Source organism: Streptomyces bungoensis, from assembly GCF_001514215.1.
Taxonomy (GTDB): Bacteria; Actinomycetota; Actinomycetes; order Streptomycetales; family Streptomycetaceae; genus Streptomyces; species Streptomyces bungoensis.
The window spans coordinates 1-20,007 of record NZ_KQ948871.1 but is presented as its reverse complement, the minus strand read 5'-3'; the positions used below and the strand labels follow the sequence as shown (position 1 = coordinate 20,007).

Annotated in this window: 17 protein-coding genes; 10 read left to right on the top strand and 7 right to left on the bottom strand. The window is 71.8% G+C overall.

The window, feature by feature from the left end:
• Positions 1 to 13 precede the first annotated feature (13 nt).
• Complete coding sequence (locus AQJ66_RS30530) at positions 14 to 346, bottom strand: hypothetical protein (RefSeq protein ID WP_061928409.1); 333 nt, start codon at positions 344 to 346, stop codon at positions 14 to 16.
• 82 nt (positions 347 to 428) lie between these two features.
• A complete protein-coding gene (locus AQJ66_RS30525; protein WP_061928407.1) occupies positions 429 to 1,382 on the bottom strand; it encodes a heme o synthase in 954 nt (317 codons plus the stop codon).
• A 379-nt stretch (positions 1,383 to 1,761) separates the two neighbouring features.
• On the opposite strand from AQJ66_RS30525, the gene tkt reads away from it, so the two are divergent.
• The 7 genes from tkt (at position 1,762) to AQJ66_RS30490 (ending at position 9,495) form a co-directional block, all read left to right on the top strand.
• Positions 1,762 to 3,849 (top strand): transketolase, encoded by a 2,088-nt coding sequence (gene tkt / locus AQJ66_RS30520; protein WP_061928405.1) that lies wholly within the window; start codon positions 1,762 to 1,764, stop codon positions 3,847 to 3,849.
• A 33-nt stretch (positions 3,850 to 3,882) separates the two neighbouring features.
• Positions 3,883 to 5,001, top strand: a complete 1,119-nt coding sequence (gene tal, locus AQJ66_RS30515; protein ID WP_061928403.1) for a transaldolase — start codon at positions 3,883 to 3,885, stop codon at positions 4,999 to 5,001.
• Position 5,002: 1 nt separating this feature from the next.
• Positions 5,003 to 6,541 carry a glucose-6-phosphate dehydrogenase gene (gene zwf, locus AQJ66_RS30510; protein WP_061928401.1) on the top strand — a complete coding sequence of 513 codons (1,539 nt, stop codon included), beginning with the start codon at positions 5,003 to 5,005 and terminating at the stop codon, positions 6,539 to 6,541.
• Complete coding sequence (opcA, locus tag AQJ66_RS30505) at positions 6,538 to 7,560, top strand: glucose-6-phosphate dehydrogenase assembly protein OpcA (RefSeq protein WP_061928399.1); 1,023 nt, start codon at positions 6,538 to 6,540, stop codon at positions 7,558 to 7,560. The genes zwf and opcA overlap by 4 nt, the downstream gene beginning before the upstream one ends.
• Positions 7,557 to 8,339, top strand: a complete 783-nt coding sequence (gene pgl / locus AQJ66_RS30500) for a 6-phosphogluconolactonase (RefSeq protein WP_061928397.1) — start codon at positions 7,557 to 7,559, stop codon at positions 8,337 to 8,339. Before opcA ends, pgl begins: the two co-directional genes overlap by 4 nt.
• 173 nt (positions 8,340 to 8,512) lie before the next feature.
• Positions 8,513 to 9,007: a lamin tail domain-containing protein gene (locus AQJ66_RS30495; RefSeq protein ID WP_061928395.1), complete on the top strand. Its 495-nt coding sequence runs from the start codon at positions 8,513 to 8,515 to the stop codon at positions 9,005 to 9,007.
• An 11-nt stretch (positions 9,008 to 9,018) separates the two neighbouring features.
• A complete protein-coding gene (locus AQJ66_RS30490) occupies positions 9,019 to 9,495 on the top strand; it encodes a hypothetical protein (RefSeq protein WP_425264317.1) in 477 nt (158 codons plus the stop codon).
• Positions 9,496 to 9,546: 51 nt separating this feature from the next.
• On the opposite strand, the gene AQJ66_RS30485 is transcribed toward AQJ66_RS30490, so the two are convergent.
• The 5 genes from AQJ66_RS30485 to AQJ66_RS30465 all read right to left on the bottom strand — a co-directional run bounded on the left by AQJ66_RS30485 (position 9,547) and on the right by AQJ66_RS30465 (position 16,189).
• Positions 9,547 to 10,386: a carbohydrate ABC transporter permease gene (locus tag AQJ66_RS30485; RefSeq protein ID WP_061928391.1), complete on the bottom strand. Its 840-nt coding sequence runs from the start codon at positions 10,384 to 10,386 to the stop codon at positions 9,547 to 9,549.
• Entirely contained in the window at positions 10,383 to 11,744 is a 1,362-nt protein-coding gene (locus tag AQJ66_RS30480; protein WP_061928389.1) for an ABC transporter permease, read from the bottom strand. The genes AQJ66_RS30485 and AQJ66_RS30480 overlap by 4 nt, the downstream gene beginning before the upstream one ends.
• A gap of 8 nt (positions 11,745 to 11,752) precedes the next feature.
• Positions 11,753 to 13,072 carry an ABC transporter substrate-binding protein gene (locus tag AQJ66_RS30475; protein ID WP_061928387.1) on the bottom strand — a complete coding sequence of 440 codons (1,320 nt, stop codon included), beginning with the start codon at positions 13,070 to 13,072 and terminating at the stop codon, positions 11,753 to 11,755.
• Positions 13,073 to 13,114: 42 nt separating this feature from the next.
• A complete protein-coding gene (locus AQJ66_RS30470) occupies positions 13,115 to 14,776 on the bottom strand; it encodes a glycoside hydrolase family 13 protein (protein WP_208611488.1) in 1,662 nt (553 codons plus the stop codon).
• 141 nt (positions 14,777 to 14,917) lie between these two features.
• Positions 14,918 to 16,189: an ABC transporter substrate-binding protein gene (locus AQJ66_RS30465; RefSeq protein WP_061928383.1), complete on the bottom strand. Its 1,272-nt coding sequence runs from the start codon at positions 16,187 to 16,189 to the stop codon at positions 14,918 to 14,920.
• A gap of 116 nt (positions 16,190 to 16,305) precedes the next feature.
• On the opposite strand from AQJ66_RS30465, the gene AQJ66_RS30460 reads away from it, so the two are divergent.
• From AQJ66_RS30460 to AQJ66_RS30450, 3 genes are read left to right on the top strand one after another with little or no spacing between them, the layout of a single operon-like run.
• The gene (locus AQJ66_RS30460; protein ID WP_061928381.1) at positions 16,306 to 16,821 is read left to right on the top strand and encodes a PadR family transcriptional regulator; all 516 of its coding nucleotides are present in this window, start codon (positions 16,306 to 16,308) and stop codon (positions 16,819 to 16,821) included.
• Positions 16,779 to 17,570 (top strand): ABC transporter ATP-binding protein, encoded by a 792-nt coding sequence (locus AQJ66_RS30455; RefSeq protein ID WP_425264318.1) that lies wholly within the window; start codon positions 16,779 to 16,781, stop codon positions 17,568 to 17,570. The genes AQJ66_RS30460 and AQJ66_RS30455 overlap by 43 nt, the downstream gene beginning before the upstream one ends.
• A 39-nt stretch (positions 17,571 to 17,609) precedes the next feature.
• Positions 17,610 to 19,895 carry an ABC transporter permease gene (locus tag AQJ66_RS30450; RefSeq protein WP_061928377.1) on the top strand — a complete coding sequence of 762 codons (2,286 nt, stop codon included), beginning with the start codon at positions 17,610 to 17,612 and terminating at the stop codon, positions 19,893 to 19,895.
• The last annotated feature ends 112 nt before the right edge of the window (positions 19,896 to 20,007 follow it).

The window sequence follows — 20,007 nt, the reverse complement described above, 5'->3', positions numbered from 1 at the left end:
TGTCAGGTGTTGCTCAGGAGTTGCGCGGGCCGCCGACCTGGATCCCCGCCATGCGGCTCCACTCGTACGGGCCCGTGCGCACCTTGCCCGCGAGCTCGCCGTCGAAGGCCTCGTGGACGGTGATGCCGGCCTTCTCGGCGGCCTGCGCGGCGATCGTCGTGCTGGGGGCCACCAGGTCGCCCCAGCCGCCGTCCTCGCCGACGAGGACGATGCGGGCACCGCGCTCGCCGATGTAGGCCACCTGGCCCTCGGCTCCGCCGTGCGCCTTGGCGAAGGCGCCGATCTGCCGGGCGAGCTTGGCCACCGTGCGCTCGGCCTTTGCGTCAACCTGCTGCGTGTCTGCCATGACCAGGATGCTACTCACCGGTAGATCGATGGGCGAGTGCGGGCCGCTGTGACATACGCCCGGCGGGTGGCGGCGGCCGCGCTCAGCGCAGGAAGGGGTCCACGGCGATCGCGACGAACAGCAGCGAGACGTAGGTGATCGACCAGTGGAACAGCCGCATCTCCTTCAGCTTCCCGCCGGTCGCCTCCGCCTTGGCCCGGTTCTGCAGCGCGTGCGCCTCCCACAGCCACCAGCCGCCCGCGGCCAGCGCGACGGCCGTGTAGAACCAGCCCGTGTAGCCGAGCGGGGTGAGCAGCAGGGAGACCAGGACCATCACCCAGCTGTAGATCACGATCTGCCGGGCGACGACCTTGTTCGACGCGATCACCGGAAGCATGGGCACGCCCACGCGCGCGTAGTCGTCCTTGACCTTCATGGACAGCGGCCAGTAGTGCGGCGGCGTCCAGAAGAAGATCACCAGGAAGAGGATCAGCGGCGCCCAGGACAACGAGTCCGTCACGGCCGACCAGCCGATCAGCACGGGCATGCAGCCCGCGATGCCGCCCCACACGATGTTCTGCGCGGTGCGCCGCTTGAGCAGCATCGTGTAGACGACGACGTAGAAGAGGAGCGCGCCGAGGGACAGCCAGGCGCTCAGCCAGTTGACGGCGAACCCGAACAGCAGCGTCGAGACGACGGCGAGAGCGATGCCGAAGGCCAGGCACTCGCGCGGGCTGACCATGCCCGTGACCAGCGGCCGCTGCGAGGTGCGGTCCATCAGGGCGTCGATGTCCCGGTCGATGTACATGTTCAGCGCGTTGGCGCCGCCCGCGGAGAGGTAGCCGCCGACGCAGGTGAGCAGGACCAGCGTCAGGTCGGGCACACCCCGCTGCGCGAGGAACATCACCGGAACGGTGGTGATGAGCAGCAGCTCGATGATCCGCGGCTTGGTCAGCGCCACGAACGCCTTGACACGGGCCCCGAACGGCCGGTGAACCGGGCTCTGGCTCGCACCGAGCACACCCGCTGGACGGGATTCGACGGCCGTCACGCACACCCCTGACAGAGACATCCCAGCGAGCCCTCCCGTGTGAGGTGCCGGCAAGGGCTCGCGCGTACCACGCCACTTTAGACGTTGCCCATACCCGGCCTTCGCCGGGGTAGGGGGTTCGTGTTGGCGGAGGGCCCATTAGAGGTGTGCCACCACTCGATTGAGCAGTCAGATGAGCGAGTCCGTATTCATGTGCCAAATGCGCTGTCGGCCAATCGGGAGGCGGATCCGAAAGAGGCCCGGCAGTCTGGAATGACGCGAAAAAACGCACGTAATACGGGGGTAGGCTCGACAGCGGCCGGTGGCAGAAGTGCACCGGCCGGCCGGAATGGGCACGTGCCCCGACGACCGGCGACCGACATGTGGAGAGGAGCCCTGACTCAGGGTGAGCACCAAGCCGACCACCACAGACCTTGACTGGACCGAGCTGGACCAGCGGGCCGTGGACACCGCCCGCGTCCTGGCCGCCGACGCCGTACAGAAGGTCGGCAACGGCCATCCCGGTACGGCGATGAGCCTGGCCCCGGCCGCCTACACCCTCTTCCAGAAGGTGATGCGGCACGACCCGGCCGACCCGGAGTGGACCGGCCGCGACCGCTTCGTGCTGTCCGCCGGCCACTCGTCCCTGACCCTCTACACGCAGCTCTACCTGGCCGGCTTCGGGCTGGAGCTGGACGACCTGAAGTCGTTCCGCACCTGGGGTTCGAAGACCCCCGGCCACCCGGAGTACGGGCACACCAAGGGTGTCGAGACGACCACCGGCCCGCTGGGCCAGGGTGTCGCCAACGCCGTCGGCATGGCGATGGCCGCCCGCTACGAGCGCGGCCTGTTCGACCCGGAGGCCGCAGCCGGCGAGTCGCCCTTCGACCACTTCGTCTACTGCATCGCCGGTGACGGCTGCCTCCAGGAGGGCATCTCCGCCGAGGCGTCCTCGATGGCCGGCCACCAGAAGCTCGGCAACCTGGTCCTGCTGTGGGACGACAACCACATCTCGATCGAGGGCGACACCGAGACGGCCGTCTCCGAGGACACCGTCAAGCGGTACGAGGCCTACGGCTGGCACGTGCAGCGCGTCGCCCCGAAGCCGGACGGCGACCTCGACCCGCACGCCATCTACAACGCCATCGAGGCCGCGAAGAAGGTCACCGACCGGCCGTCCTTCATCGCGATGCGCTCGATCATCGCCTGGCCCGCCCCGAACGCGCAGAACACCGAGGCCGCCCACGGCTCGGCCCTGGGCGACGAGGAGGTGGCGGCCACCAAGCGGGTCCTCGGCTTCGACCCGGAGAAGACCTTCGAGGTCGCCGACGAGGTCATCGCCCACACCCGCAAGGCGCTGGAGCGGGGTGCCGCGGCGAAGGCCGAGTGGGAGAAGTCCTTCCAGCTCTGGCGCGACCGCGAGGCCGAGCGTGCCGCCGACTTCGACCGGATCAGCCGGGGCGAGCTGCCCACCGGCTGGGAGGAGAAGCTCCCGGTCTTCGAGACGGGCAAGGCCGTCGCGACGCGCGCCGCCTCCGGCAAGGTGCTGCAGGCGCTCGGCGCGGTCATCCCGGAGCTGTGGGGCGGTTCCGCCGACCTCGCCGGGTCGAACAACACGACCATCGACAAGGACAGCTCCTTCCTCCCCGCGGGCAACCCGCTGCCGGAGGCCGACCCGTACGGCCGCACCGTCCACTTCGGCATCCGCGAGCACTCCATGGGCGCCGAGATGAACGGCATCGCCCTGCACGGCAACACCCGGATCTACGGCGGCACCTTCCTCGTCTTCTCCGACTACATGCGCAACGCCGTGCGCCTGTCGGCCCTGATGCACCTGCCGGTGACGTACGTGTGGACGCACGACTCCATCGGCCTCGGCGAGGACGGCCCCACCCACCAGCCCGTCGAGCACCTCGCCTCGCTGCGCGCCATCCCCGGCCTGAACATCGTCCGCCCGGCGGACGCGAACGAGACCGCGATCGCCTGGCGCGAGATCCTCCGGCGCTGGACCAAGGAGTTCGGCAAGGGCCAGCCGCACGGCCTCGCGCTCACCCGCCAGGGCGTGCCGGTCTACGAGCCGAACGAGGACGCCGCGCGCGGCGGCTACGTGATGTCCGAGGCCGACGGCGGCGAGGCGCAGGTGATCCTGATCGCCACCGGTTCCGAGGTGCACGTGGCCGTCGAGGCGCGCGAGCGGCTGCAGGCCGAGGGTGTGCCGACGCGGGTCGTCTCCATGCCGTCGGTCGAGTGGTTCGAGCAGCAGGACCAGGGGTACCGGGACTCCGTGCTGCCTCCGTCCGTGAAGGCCCGTGTCGCCGTGGAGGCGGGCATCGGCCTGACCTGGCACAAGTACGTCGGGGACGCCGGCCGCATCGTCTCCCTGGAGCACTTCGGCGCCTCCGCGGACGCGAAGGTGCTCTTCCGGGAGTTCGGCTTCACCGCCGAGAACGTGGTCGCGAAGGCCCGGGAATCCCTCGCCGACGCCCAGCGCTGACGCTCATACACGACACGTAGGAGATGTAATTCCATGACGGACGCACTCAAGCGCCTCTCCGAGGAGGGCGTCGCGATCTGGCTGGACGACCTGTCGCGCAAGCGGATCACGTCCGGCAACCTCGCCGAGCTGATCGACCAGCAGCACGTCGTGGGCGTCACCACCAACCCGACGATCTTCCAGAAGGCGATCTCGCAGGGCGACGGCTACGACCAGCAGCTGTCCGACCTGGCCGCCCGCAAGGTCACCGTCGAAGAGGCCATCCGCATGATCACCACGGCGGACGTCCGCGACGCCGCCGACATCCTGCGCCCGGTCTACGACGCCACCGACGGCCAGGACGGCCGGGTGTCCATCGAGGTGGACCCGCGCCTGGCGCACGACGAGAAGGCGACGGTCGCCGAGGCCCGGCAGCTGGCCTGGCTGGTCGACCGCCCCAACACACTGATCAAGATCCCGGCCACGATGGCGGGCATCCCGGCGATCACCGAGGTCATCGGCCTCGGCATCAGCGTCAACGTGACCCTGATCTTCTCCCTGGAGCGCTACCGCGCGGTCATGGACGCCTACCTCTCCGGTCTGGAGAAGGCGAAGGAGCGGGGTCTGGACCTCTCCGCGATCCACTCCGTGGCGTCCTTCTTCGTGTCCCGCGTGGACACCGAGATCGACCGGCGCATCGACGAGATGGGCACCGACGAGGCCAAGGCGCTGCGCGGCAAGGCGGGCGTGGCCAACGCGCGCCTCGCCTACCAGGCGTACGAGGAGGTCTTCTCCTCCGACCGCTGGAGCGTGCTGGAGAACGCGGGCGCCAACAAGCAGCGTCCGCTGTGGGCCTCCACCGGGGTGAAGGACCCGGCGTACAAGGACACCATGTACGTCGAGGAGCTGGTGGCGCCGAACACGGTGAACACCATGCCGGAGGCCACCCTCGAGGCGACCGACGACCACGGCGAGATCCGCGGCGACGCCGTCCGGGGCACCTACGAGCAGGCCCGCGCCGACCTGGACGCGCTGGAGAAGATCGGGATCTCGTACGACGACGTCGTACGGGTGCTCGAGGAGGAGGGCGTCGAGAAGTTCGAGGCGTCCTGGAACGACCTGCTGAAGTCGACCCAGGCGGAGCTCGAGCGCCTCGCCCCCGCGGAGGGCTGAGTTGTCCCCCCTTTCCGGTTCCGGAGCGAACCCGCTTCGTGATCCCGCCGACCGACGGCTCCCGCGCATCGCGGGGCCGTCGGGCCTGGTGATCTTCGGCGTCACGGGCGACCTGTCCCGCAAGAAGCTGATGCCCGCGGTGTACGACCTCGCCAACCGGGGTCTGCTCCCGCCGGGCTTCTCACTGGTGGGCTTCGCCCGCCGCGAGTGGGAGAACGAGGACTTCGCCCAGGAGGTCCACGACGCCGTCAAGGCGCACGCCCGTACGCCGTTCCGCGAGGAGGTCTGGCAGCAGCTCATCCAGGGGATGCGCTTCGTCCAGGGCACCTTCGACGACGACGACGCCTTCGAGCGGCTGCGCGGCACCATCGAGGAGCTGGACAAGGCCCAGGGCACGGGCGGCAACTTCGCCTTCTACCTGTCGGTGCCGCCCCGCTCCTTCCCGGTGGTCATCCAGCAGCTCAAGAAGCACGGGCTGGCCGACCAGACCGGCGGCTCCTGGCGGCGCGCGGTCATCGAGAAGCCGTTCGGCCACGACCTGAAGTCGGCCGAGGAGCTGAACAAGGTCGTGCACGAGGTGTTCGAGCCGGAGCAGGTCTTCCGGATCGACCACTACCTCGGCAAGGAGACCGTCCAGAACATCCTGGCGCTGCGGTTCGCCAACACGATGTTCGAGCCGATCTGGAACCGGTCCTTCGTGGACCACGTGCAGATCACCATGGCCGAGGACATCGGCATCGGCGGCCGCGCCGGCTACTACGACGGCATCGGCGCCGCCCGGGACGTCATCCAGAACCACCTGCTGCAGCTGCTCGCGCTGACCGCGATGGAGGAGCCCGCCTCCTTCGACGCCGACGCGCTGGCCGCGGAGAAGACCAAGGTGCTCGGTGCCGTACGGCTGCCGAAGGACCTGGGCCGCAGCACGGTCCGCGGGCAGTACGCGGCCGGCTGGCAGGGCGGCGAGAAGGTCATCGGCTACCTCGAGGAAGAGGGCATCGACGCCAAGTCGAAGACCGACACCTACGCGGCCGTGAAACTGGAGATCGACAACCGCCGCTGGGCGGGCGTCCCGTTCTACCTGCGCACCGGCAAGCGGCTGGGGCGCCGGGTCACCGAGATCGCGGTCGTCTTCCAGCGGGCCCCGCACTCCCCCTTCGACCACACGGCGACGGAGGAGCTGGGCTCCAACGCGGTCGTCATCCGGGTCCAGCCCGACGAGGGCATCACGGTCCGGTTCGGCTCCAAGGTGCCGGGCACGTCGATGGAGATCCGGGACGTGTCCATGGACTTCGCCTACGGCGAGTCGTTCACGGAGTCCAGCCCGGAGGCGTACGAGCGCCTCATCCTGGACGTGATGCTGGGCGACGCCAACCTCTTCCCGCGCACGGAGGAGGTCGAGCTGTCCTGGCGGATCCTCGACCCGATCGAGCAGTACTGGGACAAGCACGGCAGGCCCGCGCAGTACAAGTCGGGCACCTGGGGCCCCGCCGAGGCGGACGAGATGCTCGCACGAGACGGACGGAGCTGGCGCAGGCCATGAAGATCGACCTGACCGACACCACCGCCGGCGAGATCAACAAGGCGCTGGTGAAGGGCCGCCGGGCCATCGGCACGCCGGCCGTGGGCATGGTCCTGACCCTCGTCATCGTCACCGACGAGGAGAACGCCTACGACGCTCTGAAGGCCGCCAACGACGCCTCGCGCGAGCACCCCTCGCGCACGCTCGTGGTCATCAAGCGGGTCTCCCGCACCCCGCGCGACCGCACGTCCTCCCGTATGGACGCCGAGGTGCGGGTGGGCGTGGAGGCCGGCACGGGCGAGACCGTCGTGCTCCGGCTGTACGGCGAGGTGTCCGACCACGCCGACTCGGTGGTGCTGCCGCTGCTGCTGCCGGACGCCCCGGTGGTCGTGTGGTGGCCGGTGAACGCGCCGCTCGACCCGGCCGAGGACCCCCTCGGCGCGCTGGCCCAGCGCCGGGTCACGGACACCTACGCCGCCGAGCAGCCGGTGCGGGAGCTGTCCGCCCGCGCCGCGGCCTACACGCCCGGGGACACCGACCTGTCCTGGACCCGGATCACGCCGTGGCGCTCGATGCTGGCGGCGGCGCTGGACCAGGTGGACTGCGCGGTACGGGCCGTGGAGGTGGAGGGCGAGGAGTTCAACCCGAGCTGCGAGCTGCTGGCGATGTGGCTCGCGGACCGGCTGGACGTGCCGGTGCGGCGTTCGCTGTCCGCGGGGCCGGGTCTGACGGCCGTGCGCATGGAGACCAGCCGCGGCCCGATCGTCCTGGACCGGGCGGACGGCTCGCTGGCCACCCTGACCATCGAGGGTCAGCCGGCCCGCGCGGTGGCGCTGAAGCGGCGGGACACCGCCGAGCTGATCGCGGAGGAGCTGCGCCGGCTCGACCCGGACGACACCTACGCGTCGGCGCTGCGCTACGGGGTGGAGCGGCTGAACCCGCAGGCCGCCGAGCCGGAACCGGAGCGGGAGGCGGCCAAGGCACCCGCGAAGAAGGCGGCGGCCAAGAGGGCCCCGGCGAAGAAGGCGGCGGCGAAGTGAGCACTCCCCAGCTGGTCGTGCACCGCGACAAGGAGCTGATGGCGCGGGCCGCCGCGGCCCGTCTGATCACGAAGATCGTGGACGCGCAGGCCTCCCGGGGCACCGCGTCCGTGGTCCTCACGGGCGGCCGCAACGGCAACGGGCTACTGGCCGCGCTGGCGGAGGCGCCCGCCCGGGACGCCGTCGACTGGGGCCGCCTCGACCTGTGGTGGGGAGACGAGCGGTACCTGCCCGAGGGCGACCCGGAGCGCAACGTCACGCAGGCCCGCGAGGCCCTGCTGGACTCCGTACCGCTGGACCCGGAGCGCGTGCACGCCATGCCCGCCTCCGACGGCCCGTACGGTGCGGACGTCGAGGCGGCGGCCGAAGCGTACGCGGCGGAGCTGGCGAAGGCGGCCGGGCCGGAGAACCACGGCGCGGTGCCCTCCTTCGACGTGCTGATGCTGGGGGTCGGCCCCGACACCCATGTGGCCTCGCTCTTCCCGGAGTTGCCCGCGGTCCGCGAGACGGAGCGGACGGTGGTGGGCGTGCACGGCGCGCCGAAGCCGCCGCCGACCCGCATCTCCCTCACCCTGCCCGCGATCCGCTCGGCCCGCGAGGTCTGGCTCCTCGCGGCCGGTGAGGACAAGGCCCGGGCCGCGGCGATGGCCCTGTCGGGCGCGGGCGAGGTCCAGGCACCGGCGGCAGGGGCGTACGGCCGGCGGCGCACGCTGTGGCTGCTGGACGCGGCGGCGGCCTCGCAGTTGCCCCGCTCGCTGTATCCGCCGGCGTCACCGTGACGCAGGCTCCACCCTGACGGACGGGGGCGGCAAGGGATTCCCTTGCCGCCCCCGTCGCGTCGGTGACACCCCCTCAGCCCGGACTTCACATTTTCTGCACGGTACGTCCATGTACCGCTCATCTTTTGTGTAAGCTCCAGGCCGCATCACTCGCATCACCGAGGGGGGACCTCATGCGCATACGCTCGGCACTCGCCGTCACCGCCGCGGCCGGAACGCTCGCCGTTCTGGCCACCGCCCCGGCCCAGGCCACCGAGTACTCCTCCGCCCTGAAGATCAGGGGCGTCCAGTACGACGCCCCGGGGCCGGACTCCAACAACTGCTCCACGGGCAACAGCAAGAGCGAGTACGTGACGATCAAGAACTACTCGCGCACCGCGACGGTCAACCTCAAGGGCTACGTGGTCAGGGACGCCACCAGCACCAACAAGTTCGTCTTCGCGTCCAACCACTACCTCCAGCCCGGCGACTACGTGAAGCTGCGCGGCGGCCACGGCACCGACTCGGACGCGAACAACGTCGTCTACCGCCAGAACTGCAACTTCCTCTGGAACAACGACAAGGACACGATCCGCCTCTACAAGCCCTCCGGCGCCCACGCGGACACCCACGCCTACACCAAGTACGACGACGGTGACCGCAACGGCTACATCTCCTACCACGGCTGAGGGCGCGTCACGTGAGGAACGCGGAACCGGCGGCCGGCATACGGCCGCCGCGCCGGCGGGCACGTGTGTTCGCCGCCGTGGTGGCCCTGCTCGCGGCCGGCGCGGTCGGCTGCTCGCAGTCCGGGCAGGAGGAGACCGCGGCGTCGCACGCGGTCCGGCCGACGGTCACCACGACCGTCACCGCGACGGCCACCGTGACCGCGGAACCGGAGCCCGCGCCCACGGTCACGAAGACGAGGACCGTCCACGAGCCGGGACCCACGGTCACGGTGACCAGGCGCGTCTCCGCCGCGTCCGGCACCACCCGCACCGGCAGCGCCGGCAGTAGCGGCGGCGGCACGTGCTCCATCGTGTCCAGCGCGGGGAACTGCTACCAGGCGGGCCAGTTCTGCCGCAACGGCGACCACGGAGCCGTGACCACCACCGCGAGCGGTGCCTGGATCAGGTGCGCCTACAGCTCCAACGCCTGGCGCTGGACGTACGCCTGACACGGAGGCGGCCGGGTCACCGGCCGCCTCCGTCGTCCCTTTCGGGCGGGGTCACTTGACCGACCCCGCCATCACCCCCTGCACGAAGTGCCGCTGGAAGGCGAAGAAGACCACCACCGGGACGATCAGGGAGAGGAAGGCGCCCGGAGCCAGGACGTCGATGTTGCTGCCGAACTGGCGTATCTGGGACTGGAGTTGCACGGTCAGCGGCTGGGAGGAGCTGTTGGCGAAGAGGAGGGCGACCAGCATGTCGTTCCAGACCCACAGGAACTGGAAGATGGCGAGCGAGGCGATGGCCGGGCGGCCCACCGGCAGCACCAGCCGGGTGAAGATGCGCCACTCGCTGCCGCCGTCCATGCGGGCGGCCTCCAGCATCTCCTTCGGCATCTCCGCGAAGTAGTTCCGCAGCAGGAACACCGCGAAGGGCAGGCCGTAGGCGACGTGGAAGAGGACCACACCGGGGATCGTGCCGAACAGGCCCAGCGCGCCGAAGAGTTTGGCCACCGGCAGCAGACCGATCTGCACCGGCACCACCAGCAGGGCCACCACCAGCAGGAACAGCGGCTCGCGGAGCGGGAAGTCCAGCCAGGCGAAGGCGTATCCGGCGAGGGCCGCGATGACGACGACGAGCAGCGTCGCCGGCACGGAGATCAGCACGGTGTTCCAGAACGCCTGGGTCATGCCCGCGTTCTTCAGCAGCGCCGTGTAGTTGTCGAAGGACAGCTGTCCGGGGCTCGCCAGCGCCGTCCACCAGCCGCCCTTGGCGGTGTCCTGGGCGGAGCGCAGGGAGGAGAGGAACAGGCCGGCCAGGGGGGTCAGCCAGACCAGGCCGGTCAGCACCAGGAAGGCCTGCACGAGACCGTTGCTCAGAGAGCGCCGCACGGCGTTCATCGCTGGCTCCTTCGGAAACGGCGGACGTTGAAGACCATCGCGGGGACCACCAGCAGCAGCAGGAGCACGCCGAGCGCGCTGCCGAGGCCCTGGTTGTTGCCGCCGCCGAAGGACACCAGCCACATCTGGGTCGCGAGGACCGTGGCGTCCTCCTGCACCGGGCCGGGCGCGATGATGTAGACGAGGTCGAAGACCTTCATCACGTTGATGACCAGGGTCACGAACACGACCGTCAGCACGGGTGCCAGCAGCGGCACGGTGATCCGCCGGAAGATCTGCCACTCGTTCGCGCCGTCCATCCGGGCCGCCTCCAGCGCGTCCCGCGGCAGGGTGGCGAGCCCCGCGCCGATCAGCACCATCGCGAAGCCGGTCCAGATCCACAGGTAGGCGCCGATGATCGCGGGGGTGACGAGGGCCGGGCCGAGCCAGGAGACGCCCTGGTAGGGCTGCGCGAAGTTCGAGGCGGGCAGCTTCACGGTGTACGCGCCCCGGCCGAGCCCGGTGAAGCGGAAGGACCCGTCGGACGCGGTGGTGGTGCTCGCGACCGGCCGCCCGTCGCGCAGGGCCTCGACCTTCATGCCGGGCAGACCGCTCTCCTTCGGGTCGACCTTGCCCTGCTTGCCTCCCCCGCCGGGCGTGAAGTCCAGGTAGACGACGCCGCGCAGGTCACCGGCGCCGGCCCGCCGTCCCGCCGCCGGGTAGGCGGGCGAGGCGTCCTTGGGCAGGTCCCCGGGCAGTACGCCGACCAGGCCGAGCGCCGTCGTCTCCCCCGGCGACACGGTGCGGGTGGTGAGGTAGGAGCCGTCGCGTCCCCGCTCCAGTCCCTGCCCGTCGCGTGCCCGTGCCGTCGGGTACGACGAGGTCCCGGTGAAGGCGTCGTGGACGGAGACCACGGCGGCGTTGAGGACACCCTTGGACGGGTCCTCGTCGTAGGCGAGCCGGAAGATGATGCCGGCGGCGAGGAAGGACACCGCCATCGGCATGAACAGCAGCAGCTTGAAGGCGGTGGCCCAGCGGACCTTCTCCACCAGGACGGCCAGGATCAGGCCGAGGCCGGTGAGCAGGGCCGGGGCGACGACCACCCAGATCGTGGTGTTGCGGATGGCCTTCAGGGTGGCCGGGTCGCGGAACATCTCGGCGTAGTTGTCACCGCCGACGAACCGGGTGCCGGAGGCGTCGAAGAAGCTGCGGCCGACGGAGAACAGCACCGGGTAGACGACGAGTGCGCCGAGCAGGAGCAGGGCGGGGAAGACGAAGAGGAGCGCGACGAGCCGGGTGCGCCGCCGGCCGCGGCGCCCGCGCGCCACGCCGGCGGCCCGGGCGCCCGCCTCCTTGCGTACGAGTGTGGTGGCGGTCATGGCTCCGCTCAGTCCTGGTAGGCCTTGGCGGCCGCGGCCTCGAGCTTCGCCGCGGTGCCCTGGGGGTCGGAGGGGTCGCGCAGGAAGTCCTGCAGGAGCTTCCACTCGCCGGCGCCCTTGGTGCCGCCGAAGGCCGCCGGGGCCTGGTCGGACATGTCGAAGCGGACCGAGTCGCCCGCGTCGACGAGGGACTTGGCCGTCGCCCGCGTCACGTCGTCGCTGTAGGAGGAGAGGTCGAGCTTCCTGTTCGGGGACAGGAAGCCGCCCGCCTTCGCCCACACCGCCGCCGCCTCGGGGGTGGCCAGGTACTCCAGGAGCTTCATGCCGGCCTTGGTGTTCTTGCCGTCCTTCAGCACGACGGCCGCGTCGCCGCCGCTGACCACCGGGGCCTTGCCGCCGTCGACCGGCGGGAAGGGGAAGAAGTTCGCGTCCTTGCCGATGGACTTGCCGAACTGGTCGTGCGCGACCCCGGCGACGAAGTCGCCCTCGTAGACCATGCCGGCCGCGGGCTTGGGCCCGAAGACCTTCTCCACCGAGCCCGGGAAGTCGGTGTTCAGGGCCTCCTTCTGGCCGCCCGCGATCAGCTGCCTGTCCTTGAACAGCTTGCCGAGCGTGCCGAGCGCCTTCACCACGCTCGCGTCGGTCCACTTCAGCTTGTGCGCGGCGAGGGCGTCGTACTTCGCGGGGCCGGCCTGGGAGAGGTAGATGTTCTCGAACCAGTCGGTGAGGGTCCAGCCGTCCTGCCCGGCGACGGAGAAGGCGGCGAGCCCGGAGTCGGAGACGGTGTGCCCGGCCTTCAGCATCTCGTCGTACGTCTTCGGGGGCTTGACCCCGGCCTGGGCGAGCGCGTCGGGGCTGTACCAGACGGTCGACTTGTGCGCGGCCTTGAAGTACAGGCCGTAGAGGGTGCCGCCGACGCTGCCGTACTTCTTCCACACCGGCGCGTAGCCCGCGTCGACGGACTTCCCGGTGGCGGCGGACAGCGGCTTGAGCCAGCCCTTCTGCGCGAACTGCTGGAGCACGCCGACCTGCGGGACCATGACGACGTCGGGCGCGTTGCCGCCCTCGATCTTGCTGCCGACGACCGTGGAGACGTTGTCGCCGGTGGAGATGAACTGCGTCTTGGCGCCGGTCTTCGCGGTGAACGCGTCCAGGACCTTCTGGAAGTTCTTCTGTTCGCTGCCGGTCCAGACGCCGGCCACGGTGACCGTCTGACCGCTGAGCGCCTTGCCGCCGCCGGCCGAGACGGGGCCGCCGCCGCAGGCGGTCGCGCCGAACGCCAGGGCGAGGGCGGTGCAGCTGGTGAGCAGGGTGGTGCGTCGCATCATCGTCGATGTCCCTTCGGGGAAGAGGAGTTCACCGGGTGGGTGTCAGAGGTCGGTCAGCCACCAGGCCGCCGTGGAGCCGGGCAGCACGCCGGCCGGGCAGGGCCCGCTGGACAGCAGGGGGGTGCCGGGGACCGGCGCCGGGGTGGGGGCCGTACCGAAGTTGACGGCGCAGACCAGGCCGTCGCCGCGGACGAAGCCGAGGACGCCGGGCGGGGTGGCCAGCCAGCGCAGCGTGCCCTCGCCCAGCTGGGGCAGGGAGCGGCGCAGCTGGAGGCCGTCGCGGTAGAGGTGCCAGAAGGAGCGGGTGTCGGCGAGGGCCCGGTCGGTGGCGTACTCGGCGAAGTACTCGGGCTGCGGCAGCCAGGGCCGCACCCCCTCCGTGCCGGAGGTGAAGCCGAACGGTGAGGCCTGCCCGGACCAGGGCAGCGGCACCCGGCAGCCGTCGCGGATCCGGGCGCGGCTGCCGGTGCGGCGGAAGATGGGGTCGGTGAGCACGTCGTCGGGCAGGTCGACGACCTCGGGCAGGCCCAGCTCCTCGCCCTGGTAGACGTACGCGGCTCCGGGCAGCGCCAGCATCAGCAGGGCGGCGGCGCGGGCGCGGGCGGTGCCGAGGCCGCTGCCCTGCGGGGTGGGCTCGCCGTAGCGGGTGACGGTGCGGACCTGGTCGTGGTTGTTGAGGACCCAGGTGACGGTCGAGCCGGTGCCGGCGATGTCCTGCATGGCCTCGGAGATCACCTTGCGGAAGGCGTCCGGGTCCCAGGGCGCGCCGAGCAGGTCGAAGAAGAACGCCTGGTGGAGTTCGTCGGGGCGGACGTACCGGGCGTGTTCGCGGGCGGTGGGCACGGACACCTCGCCGACGAGGAGGCGTTCGCGGCCGTCGCGGCCGGTGTACTCCTCGCACAGGGAGCGCCAGCGGCGCCACACGCCGTGCACCTCGGGCTGGTTCCAGGCGAGCGGGTTGACCGAGTCGCGGGTGCGGGCGTCGGCCTCCGGGTCGTCGGAGTCGGGCAGTTCGGGGTGCTTGAACAGACCGGCGGCGACGTCGATGCGGAAGCCGTCGACGCCCCGGTCGAGCCAGAACCTCAGGACGCGGTCGAACTCGGCGGGGACCTCGGGGTTGCGCCAGTTCCAGTCGGGCTGTTCTGGCGTGAACATGTGCAGGTACCACTGGCCGGGGCGGCCGTCGGCCTCGGTGACCCGGGTCCAGGCCGGGCCGCCGAACATGGCGTGCCAGTTGTTGGGCGGCTCGGCGCCGTCCGCGCCGCGGCCGTCGGCGAAGTGGAAGCGGGCGCGGGCCGGGCCGCCGGGCGCGCTCTCGAGCGCCTCGCGGAACCAGGGGTGCTCACTGGAGCAGTGGTTGGGGACGATGTCCAGGAGCACCTTGACGCCGAGCCGCCGGGCGGCCCCCATCAGCAGGTCGAACTCGGCCAGGTCGCCGAAGAGCGGGTCGACGTCGCAGTAGTCGGCCACGTCGTACCCGTGGTCGTGCTGGGGCGAGGGGTAGAAGGGGCTCAGCCAGATCCCGTCGACGCCGAGCTTCTTGAGGTACGGCAGCCCGGCCCGGACGCCGGCCAGGTCGCCGACGCCGTCGCCGGTGCTGTCGAGGAAGCTGCGGACGTAGACCTGGTAGATCACCGCGTCACGCCACCAATGATGCCTGTTCAACCCTGTGGCCTGTCTCTGTGAAGGGCAGCAGTTATGCATGCATGTTAGGTAGGCGTGTCACGAGGGTGTCAATGAAAAGAACCGAAGCTACCGGTGAGTTGAGTACGCAAATACGGACTTACCGGTGCGCAATGAATCGAGTTGAGACGTCCGCGTTACTTAACAAGTAACTAGCGCGACCTATCGGCGAGCGACGGCGTCGAGTTCCCGGGCGAGCCGGCGGACCGCCGCGGCGGGCGTCTCGTGACCGGTCAGCGCGTCGTGCACGACCGCCTGCACCACCAGGCTGACCTGGTCGTAGTGCGGGCTCTTGGGGCGCGGAGCGGCCTTCCCGACGGCCGTGCGCAGGGTCGGCAGATAGGGGAACCGCCGCACCAGAGCGGGGTCCTGGTAGAGCGCGGCGCGCACGGGAGGCAGCGCACCGCGGGTGAGCACCTGGCGCTGGACGCGCTCGCTCGTGAGGTAGGCGATGAGCCGCACGGCGGAGTCGGGGTGCCGGGCGTGGGTGTTGACGGCCAGGTTCGAGCCGCCGAGGACGCTCCTGCCCGGCCCGTGCGGCCCCGGCAGCGGTACGGCGCCCACCTTCCCGGCCACCTTGGAACCCTTGGCGGAGGCGAGGGCGTAGGCGTAGGGCCAGTTGCGCAGGAACAGGAGCCGGCCGTCCTGGAACGCCTGCTTGGACTCCTCCTCCTTGTACGTCAGCGCCGCCTTGGGGATCCAGCCCTCGCGGAAGCCGCGGGCGAGGAAGCCGATGCCCTCGCGGGCGGCGTCCGAGTCGACCGTGACGCGGGTGCCCTCGCCGCCGAGGATGGAGCCGCCGGCCGAGTAGACGGCCTCGGCGGCGTTGACGGTGAGGCCCTCGTAGGGCAGGAACTGGCCCGCGTAGCCGTCCAGGCCGTACTTCGGCGCGATGGTCTTCGCGTCGTGCTCCAGCTCCGCCCAGGTGCGCGGGGGCGGTACGCCCTCCTTGGCCAGGACGTCCTTGCGGTACAGCAGCAGCCCGGCGTTGGTGACGTACGGGACGGCGTACAGCCGGTCGTCGTAGGTGGCCGTGTCCACGACCGGCGGCAGGAAGCTTCTCAGCGGGAAGCGGTCGCGGGGCAGCGGGCGGATCCAGCCGGCCGCTGCGAACTCCGAGGTCCAGTTGACGTCGATGTTCAGCACGTCGAACCGGCCCCGGTCGCCGCCGCGCAGGTCGGTGGTCATCTGCGCGCGGGTCTCGTCGGCGGAGTCCGGCAGCTCGACGAGGGTCACCTTCTCGCCCGGGTGCGTGCGGTTCCAGCCCCGCAGCAGCGGACCGAGATAGCCGGTGAGGTCACCGGCGGTGGCCAGGGTGAGCGGGCCGCGGCCACCGTCGCGCGCCTCGCCCGCCCGGGCACCCGAGGCGACGTACCCGGTCATGACCACGACGAGTACGAGGAGACCCCTACCCGCGGCGCGCATCCACCGCATAGGTTCCTCCTTGCACACTGGCGCCTTCGCCGGCATCAGAGGCCATGTATACCTGTTAGGTATGGGCGATACTAGGGGCTGCAGCACATTCGCAGACCAGGAGGAGGACAGCACGAGTGCGCCTGCCTCTCCTGGCACTCCTCGCGCGCGGACCCGCCCACGGCTACGAGCTGAAGCAGGACCTTGAGCAACTGCTGGGGTCCGCGTACCCTCAGCCGAACGTCGGCCAGATCTACGTCACCCTCGGCCGCCTCGAGAAGTCGGGGCTGATCGAGGGCGAGGACGTCGAGCAGTCGAGCCGGCCCAACAAGAAGGTCTACCACCTCACCGACGCCGGGCGGGAAGCGCTGCACGCCTGGTTCGAGGAGACCGAGGACGAGCCGCGGGTCCGGGACGAGTTCTTCATGAAGCTCGCCCTCGCCCCGCAGACCGGTCTCACCGACCAGATCGCCCTCATCAACAGGCAGCGCCGGCAGTACCTCAACACCATGCGCAACCTGTCGAAACTGGCCGCGGCCGAGAACCGGGACAACCGCATCGCCCACCTGCTCATCGAGGGCGCCATGCTGCACCTGCAGGCCGACCTCGACTGGCTGGAGCGGTGCCAGGAGGAACTGGAGGAGCTGGAGTGAGCGACGGCCCCGCTGTTCCCGTGCTGCGCGCCGAGGGCCTGGTGAAGACCCACCACGGCGAGGGCGCCCCCGTGCGTGCCGTCCGCGGGGTCGACCTGAGCGTGGCGCGCGGCGAGTTCGTGGCGGTCACCGGACCGTCCGGCGCCGGGAAGTCCACACTGCTGCACCTGCTCGGCGGGCTGCAGCGGCCGGACGGGGGCAGCATCTGGCTGGACGGCCGGTGCACGGACTCCTTCAGCGAGGCCAGGTGGGCTGTGGAGCGCCGCAAGGCGATCGGCATCGTCTTCCAGTTCTTCAACCTGGTGTCGAACCTGTCGGTCGCCGACAACGTCGAACTGCCCGCCCTGCTCGCCGGAGTCCCGCCGCGGCGGGCCCGCGCCGAGCGCGAGGAGCTGCTGGCCGAGCTGGGTCTCGAGGGCAAGGAGCGCAGCATGCCGGGCGAGCTGTCCGGCGGCGAACAGCAGCGGGTCGCGCTCGCCCGCGCCCTGGTCAACCATCCGCCGCTGCTGCTCGCGGACGAGCCCGCCGGCAGCCTGGACAGCAAGGGCACCCGCGAGGTGATGCGGCTGCTGTCCCGCTTCCACGGCCGCGGGCAGAGCATCGTACTCGTCACGCACGACGCCCGGCTGGCGAGCGCCGCGGACCGGGTGATCAGCTTCTTCGACGGCCGCATAGCCGACGACGCCGCACTGGACGGCACCCCCTCCCGGAGGCCCGGGACCTCGGGCGTGCTGAAGCTGAGGGACTGATCAAGGTGTACGACCGTCCGACGACGGGAGGCTGAGCGCATGCGAGCCACCCTGCGCTGGGCCCACTCCGATCTGCGCGCGCACCGCGGCGAGGCCCTGTTCATCACGCTCGCCACCGCGGGCATAGTCGTCTCGCTGCTGCTGGCCGCCGCCCTCTTCGGCTACGCCACCAACCCCTGGCAGCGGATCTTCACGCAGGAGCGCGGGGCGCACGTGTGGATCCACACGGCCCCCGGCGCCGACGCCCGCAAGCTCGCCCGGCTGGACGGCGTGGAGTCCGTCGCCGGTCCCTACCCGACCGAGTCCGCCACCGTCGCCTCCCGCGGCACCCGCGCCGCCGTCGAACTGCGGGCCACCCCGCACCTGCCCTCGGTCGGCCGACCGCTGCTCACCGCGGGGCGCTGGCTGGACGCGGCGGAGCCCGGCGGCGTGGTCCTGGAGAGCCGGCTCGCCCGGGCCCTGCTGGCCGAGCCCGGCGACACCCTCACCCTGCCCGGCACCGCCCGCGTCCTCACCGTCGAGGGCATCGCCGACAGCGCCGAGCCCGGCTACAGTCCGGGCTCCCAGCCGGGGCTCGTCTGGGCGCTGCCGTCCGCCGTGCGCGCCCCGAACGGCCAGGTGACCGGGGTGCGGCTGAGCGACCCGGCCGAGACGGACTACGCGGTGCAGCGTGCCGTGACCGTGCTGGGCGCGGACGCGGTCGGGGAGGTCTCCACCTGGCAGCAGGGCAGGGCCGCGGCGCAGGGCGAGAACCGGCTGCTCGGCCAGGTGCTCGGGCTGTTCGGCCTGGGCGCCCTGGTGGCCGCGGCACTGGCCGTGCACGGGGCGATCGGCACCCGCATCCGCGGCCACCTGCGGGACCTGTCGGTGCTCAAGGCGATCGGCTTCACCCCCGGCCAGGTGGTCCGCATCTTCCTGCTCCAGCACCTCGCCTACGCGGCGCTCGGGGCGGTGGCCGCGGCCGCGCTGACCGAGGGGCTGGGCAGCCGGGTCCCGGGGCGGCTCGGGGACGCGGTGGGCGTGTGGCAGGGACTGCCGGGGCACACCGCGGCGCTGCTCGCCGTGCCCGTGGGCGCGGTGCTGTTCATCGGCCTGACGACGGGGCTCGCCGCCTGGCGGGCCGGCCGGGTCTCCCCCGTGCCGGTGGCGCGCCCGTCGGCCGCGCGGGGCGCCCGGCTGACCGGCGTGGCCCGGCGGGCGCTGGGGCTGCGGCTGCCGGCCGCGCTGGTGCTGGGCTGCCACAAGGCGTTCGCGGGCCGGGGCCGGTCGCTGGCCGGGGTGGCCCGGCTGACGCTGCCGCTGCTGCTGATCGTGGTGGCGCTCAGCGCGTGGACGACGCTCGACCGTTTCCACGGCAGCCCCGCGCGGATGGGCCTGCCCGCCGCGCTCACGGTCCGCTCGGACGGCGGGCTCACCGACTCCGGCGTACGGTCCCTGCTGGCGGCTGACCCTCGGGTCGCCGACGCCTACCCGGGGGTGGAGCTGGCCGCGCTGGTCCCCGGCCAGACCGGGACGATCGCCCTGCGCGGCGTCGGCACCCACGCCCGGCCCTACCCCTGCGCCCTCGCCGAGGGCCGGACGGCGCGCGGGCCGGACGAGGCGGTGGCCGGGCAGGGCCTGCTCGACCTGATGCACGTGCGGGTCGGCGACTGGGTGCGCCTCACGGTGGGCTCGCAGCAGCCGCAGATCCTGCACATCGTGGGCCGCAGCATCGAACCGCAGAACGCCGGCCGGGTGGCGACGACGTCCCTGGACACCCTCCGCGAGAACGATCCGGCACTGTCCCCCGCCTTCTACGAGCTGCGGCTCCGCCCGGGCGCCGACCCGCGGCGGGTGGCCGCCGCGCTCACCGCGGCCGGCGGCGGGCACCTGGACGTGCACCCGGTGACGAACCCGGCCGACGGGCTGTCCCCGCTGCGCGCGGTCGTCACCGGGCTGATCGCCGTGCTCGCCCTCATCGGGCTCGTCGAGCTGCTCACCGCGATCGGCGGCAGCGTCCGCGAAGGCGAGCGGGACGTGCTGGCACTGCGGGCCATCGGCATGTCACCGCGCCAGATCACCGCGATCACGGTCACGGCGACGACCTGTACGGCGCTGGCGGCGGCGGTGGCCGCGACGGCGCTGGGGCTGCCGCTGGCCCGCCGGCTGATCGACGCCCAGGGCGACTCCAGCGGCATCGGCGCGGGCATCGCCCAGTCGCCGCCGCCCGGCCTGCTGCTCCTGCTCTGCGCGGGCGCCGTCCTGGGCGCCGCCGCCCTCGCCGCCCTGCCCGCGGCCCGCGCGGCCCGCCGCCGCCTGGCGGACACCCTGAGCGCGGTGGGCTGACGGCCCCGCGCCGTGGGTCAGCCGCGGCCGCGCAGCTCCCGGTAGCGGGCGACGAGCGCCTTCGTCGAGGCGTCCAGACCCGGCACCTCGGCGCCCTCGGTGAGCGCGGGCT

Coding starts and splice junctions, on each gene's coding strand:
- AQJ66_RS30450 (WP_061928377.1), top strand. CDS start 17,610: ATGCGAGCCACCCTGCGCTGGGCCCACTCCGATCTGCGCGCGCACCGC.
- AQJ66_RS30470 (WP_208611488.1), bottom strand. CDS start 14,776: ATGCATAACTGCTGCCCTTCACAGAGACAGGCCACAGGGTTGAACAGG.
- tal (WP_061928403.1), top strand. CDS start 3,883: ATGACGGACGCACTCAAGCGCCTCTCCGAGGAGGGCGTCGCGATCTGG.
- AQJ66_RS30495 (WP_061928395.1), top strand. CDS start 8,513: ATGCGCATACGCTCGGCACTCGCCGTCACCGCCGCGGCCGGAACGCTC.
- AQJ66_RS30530 (WP_061928409.1), bottom strand. CDS start 346: ATGGCAGACACGCAGCAGGTTGACGCAAAGGCCGAGCGCACGGTGGCC.
- AQJ66_RS30485 (WP_061928391.1), bottom strand. CDS start 10,386: ATGAACGCCGTGCGGCGCTCTCTGAGCAACGGTCTCGTGCAGGCCTTC.
- opcA (WP_061928399.1), top strand. CDS start 6,538: ATGAAGATCGACCTGACCGACACCACCGCCGGCGAGATCAACAAGGCG.
- AQJ66_RS30480 (WP_061928389.1), bottom strand. CDS start 11,744: ATGACCGCCACCACACTCGTACGCAAGGAGGCGGGCGCCCGGGCCGCC.
- AQJ66_RS30475 (WP_061928387.1), bottom strand. CDS start 13,072: ATGATGCGACGCACCACCCTGCTCACCAGCTGCACCGCCCTCGCCCTG.
- AQJ66_RS30465 (WP_061928383.1), bottom strand. CDS start 16,189: ATGCGGTGGATGCGCGCCGCGGGTAGGGGTCTCCTCGTACTCGTCGTG.